Below are 26,149 nucleotides of genomic sequence, written 5' to 3' on the forward strand. Positions count from 1 at the left end.
CTTGAGGATTTCAACCCATGGCAACAGCAGCGGCAGTGTCGAACAAATTCGAATCCTTTTTCGAAACCACGCTTGCCGATGCCGACCCCGAGATTTTCGGCGCAATCCGCAACGAACTCGGCCGCCAGCGCCACGAGATCGAGCTGATTGCCTCGGAAAATATCGTCTCGCGTGCCGTGCTCGAGGCACAGGGGTCGATCATGACCAACAAATATGCCGAGGGCTATCCGGGCAAGCGCTACTATGGCGGCTGCCAATTCGTCGATGTCGCCGAGGAACTGGCCATCGAACGCGCGAAAAAGCTGTTCGGCTGCAACTTCGCCAACGTCCAGCCGAATTCCGGCAGCCAGATGAACCAGGCGGTGTTCCTGGCGTTGCTGCAGCCCGGCGACACCTTCATGGGCCTCGACCTCAATTCCGGCGGACACCTGACACATGGCTCGCCGGTCAATATGAGCGGCAAATGGTTCAAGGTCGTCTCCTATGGCGTGCGCCGGGACGATCATCTGCTCGACATGGATGCGATCGAGAAGACCGCCCATGAGACCAGGCCGAAATTGATCCTGGCCGGCGGCACAGCCTATTCACGTGTCTGGGACTGGAAGCGTTTTCGCGAGATCGCCGATTCGATCGGTGCCTATCTGATGGTCGACATGGCTCACATCGCCGGCCTGGTCGCCGGCGGCATGCATCCGTCGCCGCTGCCGCATGCCCATGTGGTCACCACCACGACGCACAAATCGCTGCGCGGGCCGCGCGGCGGCATGATCCTTTGCAATGACGAGGATATTGCCAAGAAGATGAATTCGGCCGTCTTCCCCGGCCTGCAGGGTGGACCGCTGATGCATGTGATCGCCGCAAAGGCGGTGGCTCTGGGCGAGGCGCTGAAGCCGAGCTTCAAGATCTATGCGGAGAGCGTCGTCGCCAATGCCAAGGCGCTGGCCTCCAGTCTGCAGGAAACCGGTCTCGACATCGTCTCCGGCGGCACCGACAACCATCTGATGTTGGTCGACCTGCGTCCCAAGAACGCCACCGGCAAGCGCGCCGAGGCTGCCCTTGGCCGCGCCAACATCACCTGCAACAAGAACGGCATCCCCTTCGATCCGGAAAAGCCTTTCGTGACATCGGGCGTTCGGCTCGGCACGCCGGCCGGCACCACGCGCGGCTTCGGTCAGGCCGAGTTCCGCGAGATCGGCAAGCTGATCGCCGAAGTGCTGGATGGGCTGAAGGTCGCCAATTCCGACGAGGGCAATGCGGCCGTCGAGGCGACCGTGAAGGCCAATGTGGCGGCATTGACCGATCGTTTTCCGCTTTACCCGTATCTTGGTTGACCGACGCGGAGTGTCGCCCGTGACAACTCCGGTGCGACAGCAAGGCAACTGCGGAGAAGCTTAATGATGCAAACTTTCCGTTTCGCCGGCTTTGGTGCCTTGCTGGCATCGGCTATTCTGCAGCTGTCCGGCCGCGCCTTGGCGCAGACCGAGCCAACCCCGGCAACACCCAAGACAGAGACCTTCGGCAGGTGGTCCACCACGATGGACGAGGTCAACACCGGTGAGGATGTGCGCAAGACCTGCGCCGCGTCGACGGTCTTTTTCGACGCAAACGGCACCAGCGGCACCCTTACACTGGCCATCTCGAATGGCGACGTATTGCCACCCGATGGTTATCCGAGCCTCATCATCGCCGTGAGAAACAGTGACTTGCCCAAGGGCGATAACATCCCGGTGGTGTTCCGGGACGTCAACGACAAGATCAAGGCCGGTTTTCGTCTTATCGCCGACGGACAGTGGATGATAGACAACAAGTCCGAGACCACGCTCGCGGTACTGCGCGCCATGCGCCGCACCAGCGCCCTCGATGTCAGCTTCGCCGACAAGCCGGTCGCGACCATATCGATGGACGGCTTCACCAAGGCCTATCGCTATCTCGGCACGTCTTGCGGCTTCCCGACCGGCGACGTCGCGCCCTGATTGGCGGACCGCTGTCAACTGATTGCCGCTCTCGCAATTTTCCTCGCGCCTCGCTATCTCTGAGACGCGATCGGTCATCGGCCATACTTTGCCACGGCGGCAAAAACCTCTAAGCCTTTCGCTCCACGAGAATCGCGAACCGAAGGCTCTCCATGCGCTGCCCTTATTGCCAGTCCGAAGATACGCAGGTGAAGGATTCTCGCCCCGCCGAAGACGGCGCGGCGATCCGCAGGCGGCGCGTCTGCCCGGATTGCGGCGGCCGCTTCACCACTTTCGAGCGGGTACAACTGCGCGATCTCGTCGTGGTGAAGAAGTCTGGACGCAAGGTGCCGTTCGACCGCGACAAGTTGCTGCGCTCTGTCGAGATCGCGGTACGCAAGCGCAATGTCGACCCGGAACGTATCGATCGGGCGGTGACCGGCATCGTGCGCCAGCTCGAAAGCTCGGGCGAGACCGAGGTGGCCTCGGGGGAAGTCGGCCGGCTGGTCATGGAAGCACTTAAGTCGCTCGATGATGTCGCCTATGTGCGCTTTGCCTCCGTCTACCGCAATTTCCGCGAGGCCAAGGATTTCCACGACGTGTTGGGCGAACTCAAAGGCGACGAGCTCAAAACCGACGAGCCCAGGGGCGAAGAGCTGAAGAGCGAAGAGGACGCCAGCTGAGCATGGCAGGGTCCGAACGCAGCACGGCTGAGCAAGAGGTCCTCGATCGCCGCTATATGGCGGCAGCCCTCAGGCTGTCGCGCAAGAATGCCGGGCGGACCTCGACCAACCCTTCCGTCGGCACGCTGATCGTGCGCGATGACGGCGACGGGCCGATGATCGTCGGCAGCGGCGTCACCGCCGTCGGCGGCCGGCCGCATGCCGAGACCGAGGCTTTGGCAGAGGCCGGCGAACTGGCGCGCGGCGCCACCGCCTATGTAACGCTGGAGCCCTGCGCCCATCACGGCCGCACGCCGCCTTGCGCCAATGCGCTGGTCAGTGCCGGCGTGGCGCGTGTGGTCGGCGCTGCCAGCGATCCGGACCCGCGTGTTTCCGGCAAGGGCTATGCAATCTTGCGTGCCGCCGGCGTCGAAGTGGTGGAAAAAGTGTTGGCGGCCGAGGCCGCGGAGCAGATGGCCGGCTATTTAATTCGATCTCTGAAAAAACGCCCGGAAGTGATCCTGAAACTTGCGCTTTCGAGCGACAACAAGATCGGCGTGAAAGGCGAGGGACAGGTCTCCATCACCGGCGATATCGCCCGACGCGAAGTCTATCTGATGCGCGCCGAAGCCGATGGCATATTGATCGGCATCGGCACCGCACTGGAGGACGATCCGGCGCTTACGGTTCGGCTTCCGGGACTGGAGAGCCGTTCGCCGGCGCGCATCGTACTCGACCGTCAGATCAGGCTACCCGAGACTTCGAAACTGGTCGCCGGCGTCGATCGTGTGCCGCTCTATGTCGCTGCCTGCGCCGAGGCCGATCCGCACCGGCGCGCCGCGCTCGAACGTGCCGGCGTTCGCTTCATCGGTACTGAGACCTATGAAGGCGATATTGCGCTGCCGGAACTGCTCGAGGATCTGGCGGCGCTCGGCATGGCAAGCGTCCTGGTCGAGGGCGGCGCGAGGGTGGCCAAGGCGTTCCTCGACGAACAACTGGTCGATCGTATCGTGCTGTTTCAGGGGCCGGACGCGATCGGCGAGGGCGGCATTGTATCGCCGATCGATGCCAACAATATGCCGCCGGGATTTCGCAAATTGCGCAACATGCGTTTCGGCGAAGATACATATGCGGAATGGATAAGAGACATCTAGGACCGACCTGATGTTCACGGGGCCAAACTAATGTTCACTGGAATCGTCACCGATGTCGGCACCGTCGCTGCCGTAAAGCAGCTCAGGGAAGGCGTCGGTTTGCGTATCGACACCGCTTACGATCCGCAGACCATTGCCATCGGTGCCTCGATTTCCTGTGGCGGCGTCTGCCTGACGGTGACGGGATTGCCGGAAGACGGCGCCAACGCACGCTGGTTCGAGGTCGAGGCCTGGGAAGAAGCACTCAGGCTGACGACCGCGATGGGCTGGAAATCCGGCACGCGCATCAACCTGGAGCGGGCGCTGAAGATCGGCGACGAGCTTGGCGGCCATATCGTTTCAGGCCATGTAGACGGCATGGCCGAGATCGTGGGGCGCAAGGAGGAAGGCGACGCCGTTCGCTTCACCCTGGATGCACCGCGAGAGCTGGCCAAATTCATCGCGCCCAAGGGCTCCGTCGCACTCGACGGCACTTCGCTGACCGTCAACAAGGTCGAAGGCAGCCGCTTCGACGTGCTGTTGATCCACCACTCACTGACGGTCACCACCTGGGGCGAACGCCAGGTCGGCGATCGCGTCAATCTCGAGATCGACACCATGGCCCGCTATGCGGCGCGACTGGTGGAGGCGGCTAAAGAGGGGCTTTGAGGCGCTCGTCCATAAAGCCCATTCCCTGGTGCGACCGCCGCCGAGTTGGCCTTGAAAGTTCCTTCGGCAATCTTCCGCTTGCGATCAAACCGGCTTCGGCCTAAGTCACCGGCGATCCCCGGAGACATCTATGGCAGGCACATCCCAACACGGCAAAGCGTTCATCCGCCCGAAGAAGAAGGCCCACCTTCTTGTCATCGAGGCGCGCTTTCACGACGACCTTGCCGACGCGTTGCTCGAAGGCGCGACAAAGGCCCTCGAGGAAGCGGGCGCGACATACGATGTCGTCACCGTTCCGGGCTCGCTCGAAATCCCGGCGGTGATTTCCTTCGCGCTCGACGGTGCCTCCGAAGGCGGGACGAACTATGACGGCTTCGTCGCCCTCGGCACGGTGGTCCGCGGCGACACCTATCATTTCGATATCGTCGCCAATGAATCCAGCCGTGCCCTGATGGACCTGTCCGTGCAGGATGCGGTCTGCATCGGCAACGGCATCCTGACCACCGAAAACGACGAACAGGCCTGGACACGCGCCAGGCGTTCGGAAGGCGACAAGGGCGGCTTTGCGGCGCGTGCGGCGCTGACCATGATCGCTCTAAAGGAACAGCTGGGAGCGCCCTCGTGAGCGAACCCGCTTCGCCCGGCCAGCCCACGGTGCGCCACGCCAACAAGCGCGGTGCTGCCCGTCTGGCCGCCGTGCAGGCGCTCTACCAGATGGATGTCGCCGGCAGCGGCGTCTTCGAGATCACCGCCGAGTACGAGGCGTTCAGGCTCGGCAAGGAGGTCGATGGCGCGCTCTATCGCGAAGCCGATGCGCAATGGTTTCGCGCCATTCTTGCCGGCGTTGTCGAGCACCAGAAGACCATCGATCCAGTCATCCGACAGGCGCTGACCGAGGACTGGCCTCTGTCGAGGCTCGATTCCACATTGCGCGCCATATTGCGCGCCGGCGTCTACGAGCTGATGCAGCGCGAGGACGTGCCGGTGGCGGTTATCGTCTCCGAATATGTCGACATCGCCAAGGCATTTTACGAGGAAGACGAGCCGAAACTGGTCAATGCGGTGCTTGATCGCGTGTCGCGCCGGGTGCGTGGCGAGGGCCGCGGCAAGGACGCCTCATGACTGCTATCGTCGCTGTTGGGGCGGGCAAGGAAGCGCGTCGCACCGCCTTCATCCTCGCAGCCTCGCAGGCGATCATCGGCTCGGCCGCACCCATCGCCATTTCCATGGGCGGATTGGTGGGGCAGTACCTGCTCGATGCTGACAAGTCGCTGGCAACCGCGCCGATCACCGGTTTCAATGTCGGCGTGGCGCTCGGTTCCTTGCCGGCCGCGGCGATCATCCGCCGGCTCGGCCAGCGCGACGGCTTCATGACCGGCACAGCGGTCACGGCGCTTGGCGGGCTGGTCGCCACGCTGGCGCTGTTTCATGCCAGCTTCTGGCTATTCGCTTTCGGCTTGGCCGTGATCGGCATCGGGGGCGCCTTCGTCCAGCAGTTCCGGTTTGCCGCCGCCGACAATGCGCCGCCTGAATTCAAGGCGCGCGCCATCTCCTTTGTGCTGGCCGGCGGCATCGTCACCGCCATCCTTGGACCGCAGATCGTCATCTTCACCGGCGACCTGTTCTCGCCGGTGAAGTTTGCCGGCTCGTTTGCGTCCATCCTGGTGCTGGCGGCGGTCGGCGCCGCCATTCTCTCTTTGTTGCGCATCCCGGCCAAGGCAACCGACAAGGTGGAAATCGCCGACAGCGACGCCCGGCCGCTCTCGGAAATCGTCACCAGGCCGCGCTTCGTCGCAGCGCTGTTTTGCGCCGTCGGCAGCTACGCGCTGATGAGCTTCGTCATGACGGGCGCGCCGCTGGCCATGGTCGGCTGCGGCCTTTCGACCGACGACGCCACGCTAGGCATTTCCTGGCATGTGATGGCGATGTTCGCGCCGAGCTTCTTCACGGGGTCGCTGATCTATCGCTTCGGCGCTGAGCGGATCCTGGCCATCGGCCTGGTGCTGCTGATTGGCTGCGCCATAGTGGCGCTGTCAGGGTTGGCACTGTGGCAGTTCTGGACGGCGCTGATCCTGCTCGGCCTTGGCTGGAACTTCAGCTTCATCGGTGCCACCGCCATGGTGGCCGACAGCTACCAGTCATCCGAAAAAGGCAAGGTCCAGGGGTTTCACGATTTCGTCCTGTTCGGCTCCGTCGCCTTCGCCTCGCTGATGTCGGGGGCGGTCTACAATGCCTGGGGCTGGGAGATGTTGAACTGGATGATTTTCCCGGTCGTCGCGCTGTGCTTCGTGGCACTGGGCGTGTTGAAGATGACGGGCTTGCGTGCGGCCAACTGACGTCACGCTGTCGGGACGTCGCGGCAGCGGATTCACTCACATCTGAACAAAATTATTGCGCCCATCCCCCCTCTTATGAAACCGTGTACCCCGACGGGGCATCGAAGCCATGCTCATATGCGGCAGCCGTATTCCGGTTCACAGCAAGGGATTTGTGAGATGTTTTCAATCAAGGTTCTGGCCGGCGCTGTACTAGCGCTCGGAATTGCGTTGGCCTCGGCGAGTGCCCAGGTGGTGGTGTCGTCGAAGATCGACACCGAGGGCGGTGTGCTCGGCAATATCATCCAACTGGTGCTGAACGCCAATAATATCCAGACCACCGACCGCATCCAACTCGGCGGCACACCTGTGGTGCGCAAGGCGATTACAGCCGGCGAGATAGACATCTATCCGGAATACACCGGCAACGCCGCCTTCTTCTTCGAGAAGGCCGACGATCCGGTGTGGAAAGACGCCGCCAAGGCCTACGAGACTGCCAAGAAGCTCGACTACGACTCCAACAAGATCGTCTGGCTGTCACCGTCACCGGCCAACAACACCTGGGCGATCGCCCTGCGCAAGGAGGTCGCCGATACCAATAAGCTCGTCACTCTTTCCGACTTCGGCAAATATGTCTCGGGCGGCGGCAAGGTGGTGCTGGCGGCCTCCGCCGAGTTCGTCAATTCGGCGGCCGCGCTGCCCGCTTTCCAGAAGACCTATGGCTTCACGCTAAAGCCGGACCAGTTGATCACGCTGTCCGGCGGCGACACGGCGGCCACCATTGCCGCCGCAGCCAACCAGACTAACGGCGCCAACGCCGCCATGGTCTATGGCACCGACGGCGGCATCGCGCCCTCCGGCCTCATCGTGCTTGAGGACGACAAGGGTGTGCAGCCGGTCTACCAGCCGGCGCCGATCATCCGCGGGGCGGTGCTGAAGGAGCATCCCGAAATCGAGACGCTGCTGAAGCCGGTCTTCGCCAAGCTCGACCTTGTCACGCTGCAGGAGTTGAACGGCCGCGTGCAGGTCGGCGGCGAACCGGTCAAGGGCGTCGCCGAGGACTTTTTGAAAAAGAACGGCTTCCTCAAGTAAGGCGATTCCGGCGCGCCGCTTTCGAGGTGCGCCGGATCGGCCGATGGGGGAGGGCGTGCGCATCCGGTTCGACAAGCTCGGCGTGGTCATCGCGGCGATATCAGCCTATGCGGCTTTTGCGGCACCATTCGCCACGTTCCGCGCCAATCGCATCGTACCCGGCGAGGCGCGCTCGATCCTCGAATCTTTGCCTGCGATGGTCGGTCCGCTGTTGATGGCGATTGTCGTCGCAGCGGCGCTCATTGCGCTGCTGAAAACGCCGCTTGTTCTGCGCCTCGCCGCCAGTGTGGTTGCGCTTGCAGCGCTGGCGCTGCTGATCGGCGTCGCCGGCAGTTTCCTGACACCTGCCGGCAACACCTTCGCCCGTATCTCGCCGGCTTCGGGCTTTTGGCTGCTTATCTTCGCCTTCACGCTTCTGCTCGCCGACGTGCTTACTAGGCTGAACCTGTCGCCTCAGGCACGGATCGGCGTGCTTGTTGCCGCCGCAGCGGCGATCGGGCTGCTGCTCGTCTCGGGAAGCTGGAATAGCCTGTCGATCCTCAAGGAATATTTCAATCGCGCCGATAGTTTTTGGGCGGAAGGCTCCAAGCACGTGACGCTGGCGCTGGGTTCGCTGGCGGCAGCGGTGATTATCGGCCTGCCGCTCGGCATCCTCTGCCACCGCGTCGAGAAATTGCGGGCCGGTGTGCTCAACGTGCTGAACATCATCCAGACCATTCCTTCGATTGCGCTGTTCGGCCTCTTGATTGCACCGCTCGGCTGGGTCGCTTCGCATGTGCCGGGAGCTGCCGCGCTCGGCATTCGCGGCATCGGCACGGCGCCGGCTTTCGTCGCTTTGTTCCTCTATTCACTGCTGCCGGTAGTGGCCAACACCGTGGTCGGCCTCGCCGGTGTGCCGCGTGCCGCCAACGACGCAGCGCGCGGCATGGGCATGACCGACCGCCAGCGGCTGTTCGGCGTCGAGTTTCCGCTGGCTTTCCCGGTGATCCTCACCGGCATCCGCATCGTGCTGGTGCAGAATATCGGCCTCGCCACGATTGCCGCGTTGATCGGCGGCGGCGGCTTTGGCGTGTTCGTATTCCAGGGGGTCGGCCAGACGGCGATGGACCTGGTGCTGCTCGGTGCTGTTCCCACGGTGGTGCTGGCCTTCGCCGCTGCCATCATCCTCGATGCAGTGATCGAAATGAGCGCCAGCAAGCGCAGGGTTGAAACGGCATGATCGAGATCGAAGGCATCACCAAGCGCTACGGCGAGACGACAGTCGTCGACGACGTGTCGATAGTAATCGAGCCGCGCAGCATCGCCGTCATCGTCGGCACCTCCGGCTCCGGCAAGACGACGCTGCTTCGCATGATCAACCGGCTGGTCGAGCCGACATCGGGCGTGATCAAGCTCGACGGCGTCGATAACCGCTCGGTCCCGGATTATGAGCTGCGTCGCAGCATCGGCTATGCCATCCAGGGCCACGGCCTGTTTCCGCATCGCACGGTGGCGCAGAACATCGCCACTGTGCCGGTATTGCTCGGCTGGGGCGCCAACCGCATCAAGGCCCGCGTCGACGAGCTGATGACGCTATACCAGCTCGACCCGCAAGCCTACGGGCCACGCTATCCGCATGAGCTTTCCGGCGGTCAGCAGCAGCGCGTCGGCGTCGCCCGGGCGCTTGCCGCGGAACCCAACGTGCTGTTGATGGATGAGCCGTTCGGTGCGCTCGATCCGATCATCCGCAACAAGGCGCAGGAGGATCTGCTGGCGATCCAGAAACGCTTCGGCACCACCATCATCCTAGTCACCCATGACATGGAAGAGGCCGTTCACATGGGCGACAAGATCGCGGTGATGGATGGCGGCAAAGTAGTGCAATATGCCGCGCCGGCCGAGATACTGGCGAAACCGGCCAGCGCGTTTGTCGAGACCCTGGTTGGCGCCAGCGAAAAACCGTTCCGGCTGTTGTCGCTTGGCCGGGTGCGCGACGCGGTGGAAAAAGGCACGGCCGAAGGCGAGGCGATCCCCGGTGACGCCAGCCAACGCGACGCGTTGGCCGAACTCCTGTGGTCGGGCCGCCCGGCACTTCCGGTGAAAGATTCTGACGGCAAATCGCTTGGCCGCGTCACTGTGGACGGGCTGGTTAAGCGCGCGGCGAGGCCGGCATGAAAGCCTGGCTTCCGTCGCTGCTCAGGCTGGCCTTGGTGGTAGTGCTTATTGCCTTCGTCACCAATCCCGGCTGGTTCGAACCGCTGCTGAAGCCGCTGACAGAGAACAACGCGCCGGTAATCTACAATCAGGGCAGCCTTTTGACGTTGACGCTGCTGCATCTGCGGACCGTGCTGATCGCGACGGTTGCCGCGACGATTGTTGCGGTCGCGCTCGCCATTCTGGTCACCAGGCCAGCCGGCGCCGAATTCCTGCCGCTGTCGCGCAGCCTGGTCAATATCGGCCAAACCTTTCCGCCGGTGGCGGTGCTGGCGCTTGCCGTGCCGGCCGTCGGCTTCGGCGAAAAGCCGACGCTGATTGCGCTGTTTCTCTACGGGCTGCTGCCGATCTTCGAGAATGCGCTGACCGGCCTGACGACGCTGCCGGCCAACGTCGTCGATGCGGCGCGTGGCGTCGGCATGACCGGCTGGCAAAGACTGGTCAAGGTCGAGCTGCCGCTCAGCGCGCCGATCATTCTCGGCGGTATCCGGCTGTCGGTGGTGATCAGCCTCGCCACCGCGACCATCGGCTCGACGGTAGCGGCGAGGACACTGGGCGAGGTGATCATCGCAGGCCTGCTGTCGAACAACCTCGCCTTCATCCTGCAGGGTGGCCTGATCGTCGCCGCCCTTGCCGTGCTGATCTATGACGGGCTGTCGGCGGTCGAGCGCTATACCGCCTGGCGCATGGGACGCGAGCCCGAGTAGCGTCTCGGGGCGAAGTTCGCTCTTTTTTCAGTGGCCGGTCGACCGCGTCGGATGATCGAGCGTCAGTTCCAGCGTTGTGCCCGTCTCGCCGGTGATCCAGCGGCGGCGGATGATGGCGAAATCGTGCTGTGTGTCGGCTCTAACCACAGAGACCAAGTCGCCCACCGCGCAATCACTGTCGAGATCGAGGGCTTCGACAGTCTCGGCAATGTCTTGCTTGCCGGCATAATGTCTCGCAATGGCTGTGAGCACGATGATCACTGGCCCACCCGTTGCGCGATCTTCGGGACTCGGCGATTGATGAGTGCGATGCCCCGATCTTTCAGCAGGAGTTCTTGCCATGACCGCGCGTTTCTCCAAGATCGTCATGTGTTTGTGTCTGGCGGCTTTCGCCTTCCTCGTCGCCTTCGGCAACATCACCGATTACGGCTCAAACTTCGCCTTTGTCCAGCATGTGCTGAGCATGGACACGACCTTTCCCGGCAATGCACTGATGTACCGCTCGATCACCAACCCGTCGCTGTGGACGGCTGGCTACTGGCTGATCATCATTGGCGAGGCGCTGACCTGCCTGCTTTACCTAATCGCCGCCTGGCAACTCTGGCAGGCGCGCAAAGCCAGCGGAGAGGCATTCAACGATGCCAAGAAGTTCGTCATCATAGCCGCCACCATGGGTTTCCTTGTTTGGTATTTCGGCTTCATGGTCGTTGGCGGCGAGTGGTTCGCCATGTGGCAGTCTTCGATTTGGAATGGTCAGGAGGCGGCGTTCAAATTCTACATGACCATGCTGGTGGTGCTGGTCTTCGTCGTCCAGCCGGACGGCGACCCGCGTAAAGCCTGACCGCCGTTCGCCGATTTCAACCGATCTAACCGGATGGCAGTGTCGACAGGCGCACACTGCCGTCCAGCCTTTTGGACGAAACCCGGGATCTTTTGGGCGAAAGCCGGACAGGAACGGAACAATATCTTGACGTTCCGAGCCCTGTTTCGCATAAGCCGCTGCGAAGGGACGGATTCCGGTTGCGGAAAATTCGTCCCTGTCTCAACGGCCCGGGGAGGGGTTCTTTTGGGCCACCAATCGAGGAAAATTCGGCAATGACCATACTTTCAGCTGTCATCGCCTGCGGTCTGCTTTCAGTCCTTTACGCCATCTGGGCGACACGTTCGGTCCTCGCGGCCGATCAGGGCAATGCACGCATGCAGGAAATTTCCGCGGCCATCCGCGAAGGCGCGCAGGCCTATCTGGCGCGCCAGTACACCACTATCGCCATCGTCGGCGTCGTGGTCCTGCTGCTCGCCTGGTGGCTGCTTTCGATCACCGCCGCCATCGGCTTCCTGATCGGCGCCGTTCTATCGGGCGCCGCTGGCTTCATCGGTATGCACGTCTCGGTGCGCGCCAATGTGCGCACCGCGCAGGCGGCTTCCAACAGCCTCGCTGCCGGCCTCGAGATCGCCTTCAAGTCGGGCGCCATCACTGGCATGCTGGTTGCTGGCCTGGCCCTGCTCGGCGTCTCGATCTACTACCTGATCCTGACCCAGTTCATGGGTCTGCAGCCCGACGATCGCGTCGTCATCGACTCGCTTGTTTCGCTCGGCTTCGGCGCCTCGCTGATCTCGATCTTCGCCCGTCTCGGCGGCGGCATCTTCACCAAGGGCGCCGACGTCGGCGGCGATCTCGTCGGCAAGGTTGAAGCCGGCATTCCCGAAGACGATCCACGCAATCCGGCCACCATCGCCGACAATGTCGGCGACAATGTCGGCGATTGCGCCGGCATGGCCGCCGACCTGTTCGAGACCTATGCGGTGACCGTGGTCGCCACCATGGTCCTCGCCGCCATCTTCTTCGGTGGCACCGCCGTGCTCGGCGCGGCCATGCTCTATCCGCTGGCCATCTGCGGCGCCTGCATCCTCACCTCGATCGTCGGCACCTTCTTCGTCAAGCTCGGTTCCAGCGGCTCGATCATGGGCGCGCTCTACAAGGGCCTTATCGTCACCGGCTTGCTGTCGATTGTCGGCCTTGCCGTCGCCACTTCGGCATGCATCGGCTGGGGTGAGATCGGTACTGTCGCCGGCATGGCCATCACCGGCACGAACCTGTTCATCTGCGGCCTGGTCGGCCTTGTGGTGACCGGCCTCATCGTGGTGATCACCGAATACTATACCGGCACCAGCAAGCGTCCGGTGAACTCCATCGCCCAGGCCTCGGTCACCGGTCACGGCACCAACGTCATCCAGGGCCTCGCGGTCTCGCTGGAAGCGACGGCGTTGCCGGCGATCGTCATCGTCGGCGGCATCATCTCGACATACCAGCTCGCCGGTCTCTATGGCACGGCGATCGCGGTGACGACGATGCTTGGCCTCGCCGGCATGATCGTCGCGCTCGATGCCTTCGGCCCGGTCACCGACAATGCCGGCGGCATTGCCGAAATGGCCGGCCTGCCCAAGGAAGTGCGCCAGTCAACCGACGCGCTTGACGCTGTCGGCAACACCACCAAGGCGGTAACCAAGGGCTACGCCATCGGCTCGGCCGGCCTCGGCGCGCTGGTGCTGTTCGCGGCCTACTCTAACGACCTGAAGTTCTTTGCCGCCAATGGCGACAAATACCCGTACTTCCAGGGCATGGGCGACGTCTCCTTCGACCTCTCCAATCCTTACGTCGTCGCCGGCCTGATCTTCGGTGGCCTGATCCCGTATCTGTTCGGCGGCATCGCCATGACCGCCGTCGGCCGCGCCGCGGGTGCTATCGTCCAGGAGGTGCGCAAGCAGTTCCGCGAGGATCCGGGCATCATGGCCGGCACCTCGAAGCCGAACTATGCGCGCGCCGTCGACCTTCTGACCAAGGCAGCGATCCGGGAGATGATCGTTCCATCATTGCTGCCGGTGCTGGCGCCGCTGGTGGTTTATTTCGGCGTCCTCCTGATCTCCGGTTCGAAGGCATCCGCCTTTGCCGCGCTCGGCGCCTCGCTGCTCGGCGTCATCGTCAACGGCCTGTTCGTTGCCATCTCGATGACCTCCGGCGGCGGCGCCTGGGACAACGCCAAGAAGTCGTTCGAAGACGGTTTCGTCGACAAGGACGGCCTCAAGCACCTCAAGGGCTCCGAAGCGCACAAGGCTTCGGTGACCGGCGACACGGTCGGCGATCCCTACAAGGATACTGCCGGCCCAGCGGTCAACCCGGCGATCAAGATCACCAACATCGTCGCGCTGCTGTTGCTGGCCGTTCTCGCGCACGGCTAAGCTCGGTCGCTATGGCCTTAAGACAAAAACCCGCGGGATCGCTCCCGCGGGTTTTTCATTGCCTGAGATATGCCGCTTACAGGGAAGCGAAAGGAACGGAAGGAAGCCGACACCCTCGGGTGGATCAGGTGCCGCCGAGCGTGCTGCCGCCGCTGGCGCCGGGAACACCAGGCGCCAGCTTGCTGGCGCCACTGATGATCTGGCTGAGGAAGTTCTGGTCCTTGCCGCCGGTCGGCGTGGTGCGCGAGATGAAGTCGAACACCTTGCCGTCCTTCAAGCCGTAATTGGCGATCTGGGTGACGCGCCCGTCATCGCCAAAATAGACCGCCAGCACATGTTGGTCGACCAGCCGCGGCTTGTCGAAGGCGACATAGCGCTTGCGCGTCTGAGAAATGTAATAAAAGGCCTCGTTATCGAAGGTCGCCTTCGTCGAGGGAGTGCCGAGCGCCAGCAGCACCTGTTCGCGGCTTGAGCCGACCGGCACCAGGTCGATCGCCTGCTGGTCGATGACGTAGCCTTGCGTCAGCGTCTCGCTCGGATTGAGATCGCCGATCATCTTGGACGAATTGCAGGCGGAAAGCGCCGCAGCGATCACCAGCAGCGAAACCGCACCGCCGGGCCTGGGCAGGAAAGTCGACTTGAATTTCAGCGCGCGCAACTACAACTCCATAAGCTGGCCGCAACTTGCGCTGGGCCGCAAAACCGGTAAACCAGCTTGCTTGCCGATGCAACAAGGCCACTTCAACAAACGGTCCCGGGAGACCACCCTCAAATGTTCCAGCGCCTCTTTGGCCGCGAACGACATGCCAACCGCGCCATCACCGAGGCGCTTTACGCACAAATCGTGGCGGCGGCGCGGCAAACGGTGTTTTATTCCGCCTGGAACGTCCCGGACACGCCGCTCGGCCGCTTCGAGATGCTGTCGTTGCACATGTTCCTGTTCCAGCACCGGTTGCGCGGCGAGGGCGGTGCTGCGGCAGAGGTTGCGCAGGTGCTGATCGATGAGTTCTTCATGGATGTCGAACATTCGTTGCGTGAATTGGGCATTGGCGACGTCGGCGTGCCGAAGCGAATGCGGAAACTGGCGAAGATGTTCTATGGCCGTACCGCCGCCTATGATGATGCGCTGCAACGAAATGACCATGATGCACTCGCCGCCGCCCTTGCCCGCAATGTCAGGCCGGATGCCGGCGCCTGGCCGCAAGCGTCGCAACTGGCACTCTATGCCGCCGATGCATCAAGGCAACTCGCGGAACAGCCGACCGAATCGATCGTTTCCGGAACGGTGGCATTTCCCGTGGCCAACGCTTGAGCGACGGCAGGCCGATGAAGGTGGCGAAGTGGAGGCGAAGATGAAACACCCTGATACCCACAGCCCGGTGTCATTCCTGGCAAGTGTCGCCCGGCTGCCGCAAAAGGGGCTGCCGGTGGTGATCGATGCCGACGCTGGGCAGCGCGCCCTGCTGGCCGTCGAGCACGAGCTGCTTTCGGTCGAGAACTATCGCGCCGAACTCCTGGTCGAGCCCTGGAAGCGCAACGGCGTGAAAGTCAGCGGCCATGTCGAGGCCGATATAACGCAGGCATGCATCGTCACCCTCGACCCGGTCGAGGCGCATATCGATGAGCCGGTCGAAGCGCTGTTCCTGCCGGAGCAATCCAAGCTCGGGCGGCAAGGTTTCGACGGGGGCGGTGAGATCCTGCTCGACGCCGAAGGACCGGACAGCCCGGAAACCTTTTCCGGCGATGCGATCGACGTCGGGGCGCTTGCCGAGCAGTTCTTTGGCTTGGCGATCGATCCATATCCGCGCAAGCCGGGTGTATCGCTGGAGGCCGCCGGCGATGCCGAGCCTGTGGAGAATGAATTCCAGCAAAAGCTCAGATCACTGTTGGGAAAATCCTGATAGCTGACCCAATTTGAGAAAAGTTGGTTGTGCGGCAGCCCAAAACCGTTATTTTCGCCGAACCTTCGCGAGCCCCGCACCTTGGCAAGCCCGCTGGCCAAGCAACCGTGAGATGAACACCGCGTGATCAGGATTTCCATCGATGCCATGGGCGGCGATCACGGGCCAAGCGTGGTCATCCCGGCGCTCATGACTGTCGCCACCCGCCGTCCGGATATACGCTTCGTCATTTATGGGCGCGAAGAAGTGGTACGGCCCGAACTCGCCAAATTCCCCAAGCTGGCGGAAGCGAGCGAGTTCATCCACTGCGAGATCGCAGTTCGGATGGACGACAAGCCGAGCCAGGCGCTGCGCCATGGCCGCTGGAAGTCATCGATGTGGAAGGCCGTCGAGGCGGTCAAGGCAGGCACTGCCGACGCCTGCATCTCGGCCGGCAATACCGGCGCGCTGATGGCAATGTCCAGATTCTGCCTTCGCACCATGGCGACCATCGATCGCCCGGCAATCGCGGCGCTCTGGCCGACATTGCGCGGCGAGAGCGTGGTGCTGGACGTCGGCGCCACCATTGGCGCGGATGCGCATCAACTGGTTGATTTTGCCATTCTGGGCACCGGCATGGCGCGCTCGGTTTTCGGCATCGAACGGCCGAGCGTCGGCCTGCTCAATGTCGGCGTCGAGGAGATCAAGGGCCAGGAAGAGGTCAAGGAGGCGGGTCGTATGTTGCGCGAGGCCAACATGGCCTCGATGAACTACCATGGCTTTGTCGAGGGTGACGACATCGGCAAGGGCAGTGTCGACGTCGTCGTTACCGAAGGATTTGCCGGCAACATCGCGCTGAAGACGGCGGAAGGCACCGTCAGGCAGATCGCCGGCTATCTGCGCGCGGCGATGAACCGGACGCTGATGGCCAGGATCGGCTATATCTTCGCCAAGACCGCCTTCGATCGCCTGCGCGAGAAGATGGATGTCGGCCGCTCCAATGGCGGCGTCTTCCTTGGATTGAACGGCATCGTGGTGAAAAGCCATGGCGGGGCTGATTCGGATGGCTTCGCGGCGGCGATCGAGCTTGGCTACGACATGGTGCGCAACAATCTGCTTGACCGCATCGAAGCCGATCTCGACCTGTTCCATGCCCGCAATCCGAATGCCCAGACAATCCGGAAATCCGACGTCGTCATCGACGCAAAGGAATAGGAAAGAGCATTGATCAGATCAGTCGTGCGCGGCACGGGCGCCGCGCTGCCCCGCCGCATTATGAAGAATGCCGATTTCGAAGGCATGGTCGAGACGTCGGACGAGTGGATCGTCCAGCGCACCGGCATTCGCCAGCGCCACATTGCGGCCGACGACGAGACGACGGCCTCGCTGGGCGAGGCGGCAGCGCGCGCAGCCCTCGACAGCGCCGGCTTGACGGCTGACGACATCGACCTGATCGTGCTGGCGACCTCGACGCCCAACAACACCTTTCCCGCGACCGCGGTCGAGATCCAGAACCGGCTCGGCATGCACCACGGTTTTGCCTTCGACCTGCAGGCGGTCTGCTCCGGCTTCGTCTATGCAGTGACGACCGCCGACCTCTATATCCGCGGCGGCTTGGCCAGACGGGTACTGGTGATCGGCTCGGAAACATTTTCGCGTATCCTCGACTGGAACGACCGCTCGACCTGCGTTTTGTTCGGCGACGGCGCCGGCGCGATGGTGCTGGAAGCAGGCACGGGGGCAGGCGGCATCGCCGACCGAGGCGTTCTGGCGGCCAGCCTGCGCTCCGACGGCATCCACAAGGACAAGCTTTTCGTCGACGGTGGGCCGTCGACCACCGGAACCGTCGGGCACCTCAGGATGGAAGGCCGCGAAGTGTTCAAGCATGCGGTCGGCATGATCACCGACGTCATCGAGGCGACGTTCGCACAGGCCGGCATCGGCGCCGCCGATCTCGACTGGTTCGTGCCGCATCAAGCCAATAAACGAATTATTGACGCTTCGGCCAAAAAGCTCGGGATAGAGGAGCGGAAGGTGGTGGTGACCGTCGATTTGCACGGTAATACCTCGGCGGCTTCCGTGCCGCTGGCACTGTCCGCAGCCGTCGCCGACGGTCGCATCAAAAAGGGTGACCTGGTACTGCTCGAGGCGATGGGCGGCGGCTTCACCTGGGGTGCCGTCCTGCTCCGCTGGTAAGTGCCGAACTATCGGGTTCGGGTCCTTGACCTTGACGGATCAATTACTTAGGTTCTGCCGTTGCTTGTATGATTTATGTTTTTGAGCTGATGGGACGGTTCGTATGGGGGGAAAGACACTTACGCGCGCCGACCTCGCCGAAGCCGTTTACCGCAAGGTTGGGCTGTCGCGTACTGAATCGGCTGAGCTTGTCGAGGCGGTGCTGAATGAGATCTGCGAGGCGATCGTTCGCGGCGAGACGGTGAAGCTGTCGTCCTTCGCGACCTTCCACGTGCGCTCCAAAAACGAGCGCATCGGGCGCAATCCCAAGACCGGCGAGGAAGTGCCGATCCTGCCGCGCCGGGTGATGACCTTCAAGTCGTCGAACGTGCTGAAGAACCGTATCCTGCGCTCCCATCAAAACAGCAAAGTCAAGGGCAGCAAGTAGCCGCCCAATCCCCCTTTGCCAAGAATCATGCTCCAGGCTTCGGTTGAAAAGCGAACCCTGCTTTTGCGCCGGGCTTGAATATTGTTTCATAAACCGCTGAAATAAGATGCGATTCGGTACGCCGGATCGGTATTTGGGTGTGATCCGTTCCGGCGGGACGGAAAGCTGCTCTCCTTGTTAAGCGTGATGTCGCCCGAACCCGGTTCCCGCCTTTCGCGATCATGCTCTAGCGTGAGGATTCGCCCATGGACAAGAGCCCTGATGCTTTCCGCACCATCAGCGAGGTCGCGGAGGATCTGGATTTGCCGCAGCACGTGCTGCGCTTCTGGGAGACGCGTTTCAACCAGATCAAGCCGATGAAGCGCGGCGGCGGCCGCCGTTACTACCGTCCGCAGGACGTAGAACTGATCAAGGGTATTCGTCATATGCTCTACGACCAGGGCTATACGATCAAGGGCGTGCAGAAGCTGTTGCGCGAGAACGGCAACCAGTTTCTGATCGCCGTCGGCAGTGGCGACATGGCGGCGGTCGAGGCGATCTCGCAGCGCCGACAGGCCGACACGGTACCGCTGACGCAAGCGGCGCAGCCGCGCGGCCCGGACGACGAAATGCTGGTTGGCCAGCCGAGGGTGAAACCCAGCCGTCGTTTTTTCGGTATAGGCAAGACCGACGAGGAAGGTCCGGTTCCGCCGGACACGTCAAAACTTTCCCGTGACAATCGCGCATTGCTGCAGGAGGCGCTGTTCGACCTCCTGGAATGCAAGCGCCTGCTCGATCAGGTTCGCTAGAGCCCGCCGGGCTGACCGGAACGGTCTTCAGGGTCATGCGTTAGGCTTCCTTCTACAGATGAAGGAAGCACGTCATGGCATCGCTTTCGAGCATCTCCGACACCGATCTGGACAAACAGGTCGCGGCCCTGACCAGGGAACTGGCCACCTTGAAGAAAGCCGTGTTAAAGCGGGGCGGCGCCTTTTACGAAGACGGGCGCGATACCGCGTCGGATTATTATTCGGATATCACTGAGCGCCTCGGCGATGCCTTGCCGGCAATCAGAAGGCAAGGCCGGGCGATCGAGAAGACCGCCCGAGATCACCCGGCGACGGCGGCCGCTGTCGGGCTGGTTCTGGTCGGGCTCGTCGCCAGTCTGTTCCTCGGCGGCCGGCAGCAACAAGCACCGCGAGCGCGTTCAAGATCGGCACGTTGAGATAAGCAAATGGCGGTGGTCAGCGGACCGCCGCCATTTTTCGCCGACACGGAAAGCCCGGCAAGCGCGCCGCCCTTGATCAAGCACCAGAACGCCTGATTGCGGGTTGTTCGCCCGAGGGTGTTTTCAGTACTTCTTCGCGACAACCTTCTTGTGATGGTGGCGGTAGTGGTGGACGCGGTGATGGTAGTGATGGCGGTGATGCTTCTTGACGGTGGTGTGCATCGTCGTTGCATTCGCGCTGCTTGCGCCGATGATCGGCATCGAGAGGGCAAGTGCGATTGCAAGTCCAAGGGCGGAGAGAAGAGGCTTCTTCATGACATCGTTTCCTTTTTGCGCAGGCGGAATTTGAGCGTCACTGATTCAGGTCGGTGACTCGAGCGCTGCGGTTGGGACTATCGCCTTGGAGTTTTTCGGCAGTTTTTCCGGCCTGTAGAATTTTGTTTCCGAACTGTGTCTGCTGACGAACCGGCCAGATGTCGGCGCGCCGGCATCCGCCATTCATTCCGGCGTCGGTTCACGATGCCGTGACGCTATCTTTGATGCTTGGCAAATCACCGGCGAGCGGGCATTCTCCCGATCGTCTCAGGCAACAACATGATTTGATCTAACTCTTTCATCCCACGGAGTTGCCAATGCCCCAAATAGCAAAACGCGAACCTTACTCCGAACTGGCGGCGAGCGCGGTTACGCCTGAACGCAGTGCCGTCCGAACCGCCCGGGAAGCCCGTGGATACAGCATCGAAGAGCTGTCCCTGGCGTGCGGGCTGGCAGCCTATGAGATTGCCGACATTGAAAGCGGCAAGGATGCCGATCCCTCGAAACGTCGGCGTATTGCCTCCGCGCTTCAACTTCCGGAAAGCGCTCTGTTTGACGAAGCCGTGTTGCCTGCCAAAAGGCGATCCGTGTCGTAGCGACGTGTCATGCTTTTATTCCACGAGCTCGCCATGGGTCGCCCTGGCGGGCTTCGTTTTTTACGGCCACGTAGTGGACTTGCCGGCCGCCACGGCGACGCCAGACGGAAATTGCCGGAGATGAGCCTCGAATCCGTTCGCGCCTTTTTCGCCGCACACGCGCCCGACATTGATGTCATCGTCACGGAGGCAAGCTCGGCGACGGTGCCTTTGGCCGCCGAAGCGCATGGCGTAGCGCCGGCGCAGATTGCCAAGACGATCTGCTTGCGCGCCGGCAATCAGACGATGCTGATCGTGGCCAGCGGGATCTCCAGGCTGGACAATCGCAAATTCAAGGACCGGTTTGGTGGCAAGGCGCGAATGCTGGACGCCGAGCAGGTGCTCGCCGCGACCGATCATCCCGTCGGTGGGGTGTGCCCGTTCGGCCTACCGGCGCCGCTCCCGGTCTACTGCGACATCTCGCTGCGCGCCTTTGACGAGGTCGTCCCGGCGGCAGGCGCGACGAATGCCGCCGTACGGCTCAGCCCGCAACGCCTGGCCGAACTCGTCGACGCCGAGTGGGTGGATGTGTGCCAGTAGCCATTTATCCGGGTCGTGGGATCCGCTGAGCGTTACCGCTACTCGGTCTTCTGTGGCTCTTCTTTTTTGATCGTCTGAGCGTCCGTGACAGTCGACATATCGGCCTTCTCGACGCTTGCTGTCTTCGTCTGCGTGTCGACCGATGCCTGGACCTTGGAATGCGCGGGGCAATCCGCAGAGGCAGCTGATATGGACATGGTCAGTGCCGCGGCTATTGCGAGGAATGTCTTCATGATCATTCTCCTCTTTCGTTCGATGGGTAAAGTTAGCCCGTCTGGCACCGACCGCAAAATCACATTTGTTCACACGCGCTCCTGCGCACACGGAAGCCGACGCTGGGCCAGTAATTCAAATGGTTGCGCGGATAGCCGCTTGCCGTATCAAAGCCCACTGGCTCCGGCCGGACGATTTTTGGCGTTAAAGATCTCGCCGCTCAGAGCCAGTCTCAAATCTTCGGCGCTGAGCTGACCACTTTCAAATAAATCCATCACCCTGCGGCCGAGCAGTTCTCTGCCTGGATCTCCATCAGCGAGGCCTAGTTCACGGCATCGGGCATCGAGTGCCTTGGTCAACATGGTCAGATCGGCAGGACAGGCAACCCCTTGAAGCGACATTGCATCTCTCCCGGACAGGGCGAAAGCGCGTGGCATCTTCGAAGCGTCCGCTCGCCCTTACAACTGCGGACGACGGCAATTCAACTACAGCCAACCTTTTTCGAACTCAACATTCAAACGTACCAAAACGCCGCGCGCTCCAATGGGAGGATCCTGCTACAATACGGTATGGCCGTCCGAATAGCGGTTGTCCTCGCGCTTCTTTTCGCCTTCGCCTACGGTTTCGCAAAACTCGCGGAACATTATGGCAGCGTTGGCGACAGGCCCTCTCCGTGTGAAGAATTGCCCTATCCTGATTGTCCTGACCAAAAAGCTCCTCCCCGGGAAGAAACTGAGCCTTGAGCGCGCGCCTGTTCAGGCCAGGCCAGCCGTCGGGATTGAATTAGTTCTTTCCAACCGACGGTTGGTGGACGCATTGCAGCTGATGCGCCTAGGGTTCACTACGATCCGCGCGCACCGGGCATGCCCAACCCCCGAGTCACCCCTGCCTGATGCAAGGCGCCTGATCGAGTCCCGCCGTTCTGGCATGTGCGGCGGGACCTTTTCTTGTTGAAGCTGGAATACGGGCTCACGATAAAGGTTGGCGTACGCAGCAAAGCTTACCTAGCCGTTACCGCGCGGTTTCTCGGTGGGCTTCTGGCTAGACGCCAGCCTCCGTGCCTCGCGCACGAGTGATGCGTGATCGGTTCCCTCGATGAGATCACGCCTGCGTATGTTGCGCTGGCTGCAGTGCGGCTATTGTCTGTACAGCCAGTTTTGGGGGAAAACTGGCTAAGCCCTTGGATTTTAATGGTCGGAGTGGCCGGATTCGAACCGACGACCCCTTGACCCCCAGTCAAGTGCGCTACCGGGCTGCGCTACACTCCGGACCGCGGAAAGCCCTATATTCTCAGGGGTTGCGGCGCAAGAGGGAAAACGGCGCATTAGAACAGAACCCGATCAAGCCGGGTGAATATCGGGGGAACCAGACGAAAAGTCCCACGAAAAGTCCCACGAGCGTTCGCGAGTCGTTCTGTGGATAAGTCAGGCTGGATCCGCGCGCGCCCGGCCAACCCTTTGGCGCCATTCTTGGCGCTCCCGCGGCCATTCCGAATGCTCGCGGGTCAATGTGTGACAGGTCAGGCCGATTCTCTTGTCGGGGCGGCCTGCCGCTCGGCATTTCGGACAGAAGAAATAAGGCGCGATATCCTGGACCAGGCAGGAATGGTCAAAGCCGATGCGCTGGCCGAGCGCTACCAGGTTCAGCCGGCTCGAATGATGGCAGCCGGTGTTGAGGCAATGGATGTCGAATTCCTCGCCCATGGCCAAGGCCTTGCCGATCGTGTCGATCGACAGGGGGAAGGTGATCTCGGGCAGGCGGAGCATGGCGCCGATATAGGGCCGGCCCTTGACGATCGCCAGTGCAGCGCCAGGTCGATCATCGAAACTGTCGAACGGCTAACCCGCGATTCGCGTTAGGCCGCTATGCCGCCTTCGCGGTTCTCCATCGCTTCAAAGATTACCTCGAACACGCTGCCGACCTCCTGGTAGATTTCCTCATCGCCGATGCCCTGCCTATGAGCGGCCTGCATCGCCTGGTCGGCAAGGTCGCTGATGGCGATTGGATCGTCTGTCATTGCATCCGGCAGGTGTTCTGCAATCCATTTGTCGAGGAAGTTGATCGCGCGTGTGCTCATAGGGCCATAAGGCGGGACGAGGCGTTAGGTTCCTGGGAGCTTCAACTATCCTCGTCCCCAAAACCCAGCAGTGACGCATGGCGTATGTGGCTGTGGTCGCCGCGAAGATGCTTTACCCGCAGCTTCAGCCCGGGCTCCACCCACTCCGTATCCGGTCGCTTGCGCATCTCCTTCGGCGGCGGCCCTGCACGTTCCTTGACGCGCTTCCATAGCCGGTCCTTCATGTCGCGGCCTAAGGTGATGAAGGCTGAACCGACATATTTCCCGGTGCCGGGCTCTGCCAGCAGTGCGAATGCTGCCTTGCCACGCTCGCGCTCGATGCCGAGTAGTTCGAATTCGTCGATGGTGAAGCTCTTCGTCTTCAGCCAATTCGATGTTGGGCCGCTCCGATACGGGCTGTCGGCGCGCTTCGAGACGATCCCTTCGAGCCCCGCCTGGTCGGCGAGGTAGAATATCGCCTTGGGGTCGCCTGGTATGGCCTCACTGAACTGGATCCTACTGTTCGGCTTGATGATGCCGAAAAGAAGCTCCCTGCGTGCCTTGCAGCCGATGTCGCGCAAATCGTGGCTGTCGAGGTGCATGATGTCGAAGGCGCCGAGGATCATGGCGTAGGGATCGCTGTGGACAGCCTTCTGCAGCGCGTCGAAGTCTGGCAGCCCGGCCTTGTTCGTGACCACCGCCTCGCCCTCGAAGATCGCGTTTTCGACGTCGAGCTCGCGCGCCGCTTCAACGATGCCAGTGAACTTGCTGGTCCAATCGGCGCCGGATTTGGTGAAGACCCGGATATCGTCGGGACTGTTGATGACGACCTGGGCGCGATAGCCATCGAGCTTGATCTCGTGAATCCAGTGTTCACCCTCGGGTGGCTTTGAAACCAGCTTGGGCTCCATCGGCGGAATGAACTCGAGGCGGCCGCCGCCGGTACTTACAATTTTACGCACCCAATGAATTGTAGGTACAAAGGTTATATTAGCCAGGGTGAACAGAACGTGATTCGGCGGAAGCCGATCAGTTCAGCGCCGCCGGTTGCCCCGGCCTGAAGCCCTTCAGAGCTGCGGCGATGCCCATCATCAACGATTGCTCGGGGTAGGGCAGCGTGCGCGATTCGCCGTCTTCGTCACTGACGCCGCAAATGGGAAGGACTTCATAGTCCCCTTCGAACGGCGTGCTTTCGCCATTAGCAAGGAAGTCATATTCCGGGAAGCAGCCTTTCAGGAACACCTCGACCTCGCGCAAGGCCGCTGCGGAGCGAGCTCCGGTCGGCGCCAGGATGACGAAGCTGTCGACCTCGTCCCCGGCAGGCATGCCGGAAATATGGATGGCGAGATGCATGAGAAACCCCTTGGATGTTCCCATTCCGTTCACGATCAAGCGACGGTGTCAATCCCAGCGGCGAAACGCAAAAAGGCCCGCCGCACCTTTCGGCACGGCGGGCTATGTTGATTTTTGCGACCAGATCGGAGGTCAGTCGACCGGCGAGAAGTCGACGTAGTAGCTCTTGCCGATCACAAGTTGCTCAGCCGCCTTCGGGTTGTCGATCTGGAACTCGGCATGACCCGACGGTGTCGCCTTCTGGAACGAAAGATCCTCGGCGACCTTCTGATCGTACTCGCATCGGAAGATCGCTTTCGCGCCGCCCCAAGCCTGAGCGAACACGTTCTCCAGTCGCATTTTTGCACGAATGCCCATCTCTTCATCTCCATGAGTGGGGGTTGCCCGGAGCCGCCGGGCGCGGATTGCTACGGCGCTTCCGGGGTCAGCGGCGTCAGCGTCGCGGGCGCCGGCACGATGTCGAAATAGACGGTCGGCGCCGTTACCTCGATCGGGAAGGCCAGCTTCTGCATGACGTTGCAGGTGTAGGTGAAGCGCGCCTCGTAGTGCGCGCGGCCAAGCGCGGTCGCCAGCGGGATGGTGATCGATCGCTGATAGGTCTCGCGGCCTTCCGGCGGGTAGCCGTCGATCAGCGGCCGGCGGCCGACCGTGTAGGTCGAGGGCACATGCACGGTGCCATCCGAATCGGTGACGTAGCGCTCGACGGTCGCCGCGCAGATGCGGTTCTGGATCACCGTGTACTGGACGTCGAGCACGCCGCCCTGCGGCACCTGCTGCGTCAGCACCGTCGCGCTTTCGAAGACGGTCGGCGGTTCCCTGTCGAGCACCGAAGAGATCATGCTGGCGAGGCCGACCGCGGCGAAGATGGTCATCAGGAAGACGATGGCCGCAGGCGCGCTCATCTTGCGCCAGAAGCCTTCCACCGATCGCTGTAGCATTATTGCTTGCCTCCGGAGAAATAGGCCAAGACCTGGTTGAGAGCGACCAGCGTGCCGGCCACAATCAACAGCAACTTGACGGCCGTCTTGGCGATCCAGCTGACCCGCGTCCATAGTTCGACGACCTGAAAGCCGGCCTTGAACTTCTCCTCCTCGAGGGCGAGGAACAGCTCTAGCCGGTCCAATTGCCACTTCGGCAATTTGCCGAGGCGGATGAAGTTGTCCCGTTCGGCCGAGTTTAGCCTGTCCAGCCATCCCACTGTCTCCGTGTCGATGTCGAGGAGTCTGCGTGGCACCTTCCGGTCTTCGGCATCATTCATTTCAGCTCCCTCGTCCGCCTTACCGGGTCAACACTTTAACGTTTCCGGCCAGCGCCTTATGGCGCTTTCCGCAATCGCCGAGGGAAAGGCGATCTTGCGACCAAAGCCG

Annotated in this window: 35 protein-coding genes and 1 tRNA gene; 23 read left to right on the forward strand and 13 right to left on the reverse strand. The window is 62.1% G+C overall.

Annotated features, from left to right (window positions below; genetic code table 11):
* The first annotated feature begins 17 nt into the window (after positions 1–17).
* From glyA to X773_RS43130, 12 genes are all read left to right on the forward strand, one after another.
* Complete coding sequence (gene glyA / locus X773_RS43075) at positions 18–1,331, forward strand: serine hydroxymethyltransferase (protein WP_023674490.1); 1,314 nt, start codon at positions 18–20, stop codon at positions 1,329–1,331.
* Between the two features lie 63 nt (positions 1,332–1,394).
* Positions 1,395–1,973 (forward strand): hypothetical protein, encoded by a 579-nt coding sequence (locus X773_RS43080; RefSeq protein WP_036238056.1) that lies wholly within the window; start codon positions 1,395–1,397, stop codon positions 1,971–1,973.
* A 152-nt stretch (positions 1,974–2,125) separates the two neighbouring features.
* Positions 2,126–2,635 carry a transcriptional regulator NrdR gene (gene nrdR / locus X773_RS43085; protein WP_023674492.1) on the forward strand — a complete coding sequence of 170 codons (510 nt, stop codon included), beginning with the start codon at positions 2,126–2,128 and terminating at the stop codon, positions 2,633–2,635.
* 2 nt (positions 2,636–2,637) lie between these two features.
* Positions 2,638–3,768: a bifunctional diaminohydroxyphosphoribosylaminopyrimidine deaminase/5-amino-6-(5-phosphoribosylamino)uracil reductase RibD gene (gene ribD / locus X773_RS43090; RefSeq protein ID WP_023674493.1), complete on the forward strand. Its 1,131-nt coding sequence runs from the start codon at positions 2,638–2,640 to the stop codon at positions 3,766–3,768.
* Between the two features lie 30 nt (positions 3,769–3,798).
* A complete protein-coding gene (locus X773_RS43095) occupies positions 3,799–4,416 on the forward strand; it encodes a riboflavin synthase (protein ID WP_023674494.1) in 618 nt (205 codons plus the stop codon).
* Between the two features lie 130 nt (positions 4,417–4,546).
* Positions 4,547–5,041 carry a 6,7-dimethyl-8-ribityllumazine synthase gene (gene ribH / locus X773_RS43100; RefSeq protein WP_023674495.1) on the forward strand — a complete coding sequence of 165 codons (495 nt, stop codon included), beginning with the start codon at positions 4,547–4,549 and terminating at the stop codon, positions 5,039–5,041.
* Positions 5,038–5,538, forward strand: a complete 501-nt coding sequence (nusB, locus tag X773_RS43105; protein ID WP_023674496.1) for a transcription antitermination factor NusB — start codon at positions 5,038–5,040, stop codon at positions 5,536–5,538. The genes ribH and nusB overlap by 4 nt, the downstream gene beginning before the upstream one ends.
* Positions 5,535–6,752: an MFS transporter gene (locus tag X773_RS43110; protein WP_023674497.1), complete on the forward strand. Its 1,218-nt coding sequence runs from the start codon at positions 5,535–5,537 to the stop codon at positions 6,750–6,752. Before nusB ends, X773_RS43110 begins: the two co-directional genes overlap by 4 nt.
* A gap of 159 nt (positions 6,753–6,911) precedes the next feature.
* Positions 6,912–7,823, forward strand: coding sequence for an ABC transporter substrate-binding protein (locus X773_RS43115; protein WP_023674498.1), 912 nt, complete (start codon positions 6,912–6,914; stop codon positions 7,821–7,823).
* Between the two features lie 43 nt (positions 7,824–7,866).
* Positions 7,867–9,042, forward strand: a complete 1,176-nt coding sequence (locus X773_RS43120) for an ABC transporter permease (protein ID WP_031211170.1) — start codon at positions 7,867–7,869, stop codon at positions 9,040–9,042.
* Positions 9,039–9,977 carry an ABC transporter ATP-binding protein gene (locus tag X773_RS43125; RefSeq protein ID WP_023674500.1) on the forward strand — a complete coding sequence of 313 codons (939 nt, stop codon included), beginning with the start codon at positions 9,039–9,041 and terminating at the stop codon, positions 9,975–9,977. The genes X773_RS43120 and X773_RS43125 overlap by 4 nt, the downstream gene beginning before the upstream one ends.
* Positions 9,974–10,723 carry an ABC transporter permease gene (locus X773_RS43130; protein ID WP_023674501.1) on the forward strand — a complete coding sequence of 250 codons (750 nt, stop codon included), beginning with the start codon at positions 9,974–9,976 and terminating at the stop codon, positions 10,721–10,723. The genes X773_RS43125 and X773_RS43130 overlap by 4 nt, the downstream gene beginning before the upstream one ends.
* Positions 10,724–10,750: 27 nt before the next feature.
* Here X773_RS43130 and X773_RS77945 read toward each other — a convergent pair whose 3' ends face one another.
* On the reverse strand, positions 10,751–10,984 hold the full coding sequence (locus X773_RS77945; protein WP_023674502.1) for a hypothetical protein: 234 nt from the start codon (positions 10,982–10,984) through the stop codon (positions 10,751–10,753).
* Positions 10,985–11,063: 79 nt separating this feature from the next.
* Between X773_RS77945 and X773_RS43135 the strand changes: the two genes are divergently transcribed.
* Positions 11,064–11,564, forward strand: coding sequence for a DUF2165 domain-containing protein (locus X773_RS43135; RefSeq protein ID WP_023674503.1), 501 nt, complete (start codon positions 11,064–11,066; stop codon positions 11,562–11,564).
* 254 nt (positions 11,565–11,818) lie between these two features.
* Positions 11,819–13,960, forward strand: coding sequence for a sodium-translocating pyrophosphatase (locus X773_RS43140; protein WP_023674504.1), 2,142 nt, complete (start codon positions 11,819–11,821; stop codon positions 13,958–13,960).
* A gap of 124 nt (positions 13,961–14,084) precedes the next feature.
* Here the strand turns inward: X773_RS43140 and X773_RS43145 are convergent, their stop codons facing one another.
* Positions 14,085–14,618, reverse strand: a complete 534-nt coding sequence (locus tag X773_RS43145; protein ID WP_023674505.1) for an outer membrane protein assembly factor BamE — start codon at positions 14,616–14,618, stop codon at positions 14,085–14,087.
* 114 nt (positions 14,619–14,732) lie between these two features.
* Here X773_RS43145 and X773_RS43150 point away from each other — a divergent pair, with 114 nt between their 5' ends.
* From X773_RS43150 to X773_RS43180, 7 genes are all read left to right on the forward strand, one after another.
* Positions 14,733–15,272, forward strand: a complete 540-nt coding sequence (locus X773_RS43150) for a ubiquinol-cytochrome C chaperone family protein (protein WP_023674506.1) — start codon at positions 14,733–14,735, stop codon at positions 15,270–15,272.
* 40 nt (positions 15,273–15,312) lie between these two features.
* The gene (locus X773_RS43155) at positions 15,313–15,861 is read left to right on the forward strand and encodes a DUF177 domain-containing protein (RefSeq protein ID WP_023674507.1); all 549 of its coding nucleotides are present in this window, start codon (positions 15,313–15,315) and stop codon (positions 15,859–15,861) included.
* A gap of 123 nt (positions 15,862–15,984) precedes the next feature.
* On the forward strand, positions 15,985–17,055 hold the full coding sequence (plsX, locus tag X773_RS43160) for a phosphate acyltransferase PlsX (protein ID WP_023674508.1): 1,071 nt from the start codon (positions 15,985–15,987) through the stop codon (positions 17,053–17,055).
* Between the two features lie 9 nt (positions 17,056–17,064).
* A complete protein-coding gene (locus tag X773_RS43165) occupies positions 17,065–18,036 on the forward strand; it encodes a beta-ketoacyl-ACP synthase III (protein ID WP_023674509.1) in 972 nt (323 codons plus the stop codon).
* A 103-nt stretch (positions 18,037–18,139) separates the two neighbouring features.
* Positions 18,140–18,463: an integration host factor subunit alpha gene (locus X773_RS43170; RefSeq protein ID WP_023674510.1), complete on the forward strand. Its 324-nt coding sequence runs from the start codon at positions 18,140–18,142 to the stop codon at positions 18,461–18,463.
* 245 nt (positions 18,464–18,708) lie between these two features.
* Positions 18,709–19,251, forward strand: coding sequence for a MerR family transcriptional regulator (locus X773_RS43175; RefSeq protein ID WP_023674511.1), 543 nt, complete (start codon positions 18,709–18,711; stop codon positions 19,249–19,251).
* A gap of 74 nt (positions 19,252–19,325) precedes the next feature.
* Positions 19,326–19,667, forward strand: a complete 342-nt coding sequence (locus X773_RS43180) for a hypothetical protein (RefSeq protein ID WP_023674512.1) — start codon at positions 19,326–19,328, stop codon at positions 19,665–19,667.
* Positions 19,668–19,793: 126 nt separating this feature from the next.
* On the opposite strand, the gene X773_RS43185 is transcribed toward X773_RS43180, so the two are convergent.
* On the reverse strand, positions 19,794–19,985 hold the full coding sequence (locus X773_RS43185; RefSeq protein WP_023674514.1) for a hypothetical protein: 192 nt from the start codon (positions 19,983–19,985) through the stop codon (positions 19,794–19,796).
* Positions 19,986–20,302: 317 nt separating this feature from the next.
* Here X773_RS43185 and X773_RS43190 point away from each other — a divergent pair, with 317 nt between their 5' ends.
* Positions 20,303–20,581, forward strand: coding sequence for a helix-turn-helix transcriptional regulator (locus tag X773_RS43190; RefSeq protein ID WP_023674515.1), 279 nt, complete (start codon positions 20,303–20,305; stop codon positions 20,579–20,581).
* 120 nt (positions 20,582–20,701) lie between these two features.
* Positions 20,702–21,160, forward strand: a complete 459-nt coding sequence (locus X773_RS43195) for a YbaK/EbsC family protein (protein ID WP_023674516.1) — start codon at positions 20,702–20,704, stop codon at positions 21,158–21,160.
* A 38-nt stretch (positions 21,161–21,198) separates the two neighbouring features.
* On the opposite strand, the gene X773_RS43200 is transcribed toward X773_RS43195, so the two are convergent.
* The 10 genes from X773_RS43200 to X773_RS43240 all read right to left on the reverse strand — a co-directional run bounded on the left by X773_RS43200 (position 21,199) and on the right by X773_RS43240 (position 26,040).
* Positions 21,199–21,393, reverse strand: coding sequence for a hypothetical protein (locus X773_RS43200; RefSeq protein ID WP_023674517.1), 195 nt, complete (start codon positions 21,391–21,393; stop codon positions 21,199–21,201).
* A gap of 147 nt (positions 21,394–21,540) precedes the next feature.
* Complete coding sequence (locus X773_RS76180; protein WP_023674518.1) at positions 21,541–21,774, reverse strand: hypothetical protein; 234 nt, start codon at positions 21,772–21,774, stop codon at positions 21,541–21,543.
* Positions 21,775–22,564: 790 nt separating this feature from the next.
* Positions 22,565–22,641 (reverse strand) — tRNA-Pro (locus X773_RS43205).
* 156 nt (positions 22,642–22,797) lie between these two features.
* On the reverse strand, positions 22,798–23,139 hold the full coding sequence (locus tag X773_RS43210; protein WP_023674519.1) for a hypothetical protein: 342 nt from the start codon (positions 23,137–23,139) through the stop codon (positions 22,798–22,800).
* Between the two features lie 89 nt (positions 23,140–23,228).
* Positions 23,229–23,450 carry a DUF768 domain-containing protein gene (locus X773_RS43215; RefSeq protein WP_023674520.1) on the reverse strand — a complete coding sequence of 74 codons (222 nt, stop codon included), beginning with the start codon at positions 23,448–23,450 and terminating at the stop codon, positions 23,229–23,231.
* Between the two features lie 41 nt (positions 23,451–23,491).
* On the reverse strand, positions 23,492–24,391 hold the full coding sequence (locus X773_RS43220) for an ATP-dependent DNA ligase (RefSeq protein WP_245274618.1): 900 nt from the start codon (positions 24,389–24,391) through the stop codon (positions 23,492–23,494).
* Between the two features lie 67 nt (positions 24,392–24,458).
* Positions 24,459–24,782, reverse strand: coding sequence for a hypothetical protein (locus tag X773_RS43225; RefSeq protein ID WP_023674522.1), 324 nt, complete (start codon positions 24,780–24,782; stop codon positions 24,459–24,461).
* 132 nt (positions 24,783–24,914) lie between these two features.
* Entirely contained in the window at positions 24,915–25,139 is a 225-nt protein-coding gene (locus X773_RS43230; RefSeq protein WP_031211179.1) for a hypothetical protein, read from the reverse strand.
* Positions 25,140–25,189: 50 nt separating this feature from the next.
* Positions 25,190–25,720 carry a hypothetical protein gene (locus tag X773_RS43235; protein ID WP_031211180.1) on the reverse strand — a complete coding sequence of 177 codons (531 nt, stop codon included), beginning with the start codon at positions 25,718–25,720 and terminating at the stop codon, positions 25,190–25,192.
* On the reverse strand, positions 25,720–26,040 hold the full coding sequence (locus X773_RS43240) for a hypothetical protein (protein WP_023674525.1): 321 nt from the start codon (positions 26,038–26,040) through the stop codon (positions 25,720–25,722). The genes X773_RS43235 and X773_RS43240 overlap by 1 nt, the downstream gene beginning before the upstream one ends.
* Positions 26,041–26,149 lie beyond the last annotated feature (109 nt).

The sequence above is a fragment of the Mesorhizobium sp. LSJC280B00 genome (genome assembly GCF_000502835.1).
Lineage (GTDB): Bacteria > Pseudomonadota > Alphaproteobacteria > Rhizobiales > Rhizobiaceae > Mesorhizobium.

Coding starts and splice junctions, on each gene's coding strand:
- glyA (WP_023674490.1), top strand. CDS start 18: ATGGCAACAGCAGCGGCAGTGTCGAACAAATTCGAATCCTTTTTCGAA.
- X773_RS43080 (WP_036238056.1), top strand. CDS start 1,395: ATGATGCAAACTTTCCGTTTCGCCGGCTTTGGTGCCTTGCTGGCATCG.
- nrdR (WP_023674492.1), top strand. CDS start 2,126: ATGCGCTGCCCTTATTGCCAGTCCGAAGATACGCAGGTGAAGGATTCT.
- ribD (WP_023674493.1), top strand. CDS start 2,638: ATGGCAGGGTCCGAACGCAGCACGGCTGAGCAAGAGGTCCTCGATCGC.
- X773_RS43095 (WP_023674494.1), top strand. CDS start 3,799: ATGTTCACTGGAATCGTCACCGATGTCGGCACCGTCGCTGCCGTAAAG.
- ribH (WP_023674495.1), top strand. CDS start 4,547: ATGGCAGGCACATCCCAACACGGCAAAGCGTTCATCCGCCCGAAGAAG.
- X773_RS43110 (WP_023674497.1), top strand. CDS start 5,535: ATGACTGCTATCGTCGCTGTTGGGGCGGGCAAGGAAGCGCGTCGCACC.
- X773_RS43115 (WP_023674498.1), top strand. CDS start 6,912: ATGTTTTCAATCAAGGTTCTGGCCGGCGCTGTACTAGCGCTCGGAATT.
- X773_RS43120 (WP_031211170.1), top strand. CDS start 7,867: ATGGGGGAGGGCGTGCGCATCCGGTTCGACAAGCTCGGCGTGGTCATC.
- X773_RS43125 (WP_023674500.1), top strand. CDS start 9,039: ATGATCGAGATCGAAGGCATCACCAAGCGCTACGGCGAGACGACAGTC.
- X773_RS43130 (WP_023674501.1), top strand. CDS start 9,974: ATGAAAGCCTGGCTTCCGTCGCTGCTCAGGCTGGCCTTGGTGGTAGTG.
- X773_RS43135 (WP_023674503.1), top strand. CDS start 11,064: ATGACCGCGCGTTTCTCCAAGATCGTCATGTGTTTGTGTCTGGCGGCT.
- X773_RS43140 (WP_023674504.1), top strand. CDS start 11,819: ATGACCATACTTTCAGCTGTCATCGCCTGCGGTCTGCTTTCAGTCCTT.
- X773_RS43150 (WP_023674506.1), top strand. CDS start 14,733: ATGTTCCAGCGCCTCTTTGGCCGCGAACGACATGCCAACCGCGCCATC.
- X773_RS43155 (WP_023674507.1), top strand. CDS start 15,313: ATGAAACACCCTGATACCCACAGCCCGGTGTCATTCCTGGCAAGTGTC.
- X773_RS43170 (WP_023674510.1), top strand. CDS start 18,140: ATGGGGGGAAAGACACTTACGCGCGCCGACCTCGCCGAAGCCGTTTAC.
- X773_RS43175 (WP_023674511.1), top strand. CDS start 18,709: ATGGACAAGAGCCCTGATGCTTTCCGCACCATCAGCGAGGTCGCGGAG.
- X773_RS43180 (WP_023674512.1), top strand. CDS start 19,326: ATGGCATCGCTTTCGAGCATCTCCGACACCGATCTGGACAAACAGGTC.
- X773_RS43185 (WP_023674514.1), bottom strand. CDS start 19,985: ATGAAGAAGCCTCTTCTCTCCGCCCTTGGACTTGCAATCGCACTTGCC.
- X773_RS43190 (WP_023674515.1), top strand. CDS start 20,303: ATGCCCCAAATAGCAAAACGCGAACCTTACTCCGAACTGGCGGCGAGC.
- X773_RS43195 (WP_023674516.1), top strand. CDS start 20,702: ATGAGCCTCGAATCCGTTCGCGCCTTTTTCGCCGCACACGCGCCCGAC.
- X773_RS43200 (WP_023674517.1), bottom strand. CDS start 21,393: ATGAAGACATTCCTCGCAATAGCCGCGGCACTGACCATGTCCATATCA.
- X773_RS76180 (WP_023674518.1), bottom strand. CDS start 21,774: ATGTCGCTTCAAGGGGTTGCCTGTCCTGCCGATCTGACCATGTTGACC.
- X773_RS43210 (WP_023674519.1), bottom strand. CDS start 23,139: ATGCTCCGCCTGCCCGAGATCACCTTCCCCCTGTCGATCGACACGATC.
- X773_RS43215 (WP_023674520.1), bottom strand. CDS start 23,450: ATGAGCACACGCGCGATCAACTTCCTCGACAAATGGATTGCAGAACAC.
- X773_RS43225 (WP_023674522.1), bottom strand. CDS start 24,782: ATGCATCTCGCCATCCATATTTCCGGCATGCCTGCCGGGGACGAGGTC.
- X773_RS43230 (WP_031211179.1), bottom strand. CDS start 25,139: ATGGGCATTCGTGCAAAAATGCGACTGGAGAACGTGTTCGCTCAGGCT.
- X773_RS43235 (WP_031211180.1), bottom strand. CDS start 25,720: ATGCTACAGCGATCGGTGGAAGGCTTCTGGCGCAAGATGAGCGCGCCT.
- X773_RS43240 (WP_023674525.1), bottom strand. CDS start 26,040: ATGAATGATGCCGAAGACCGGAAGGTGCCACGCAGACTCCTCGACATC.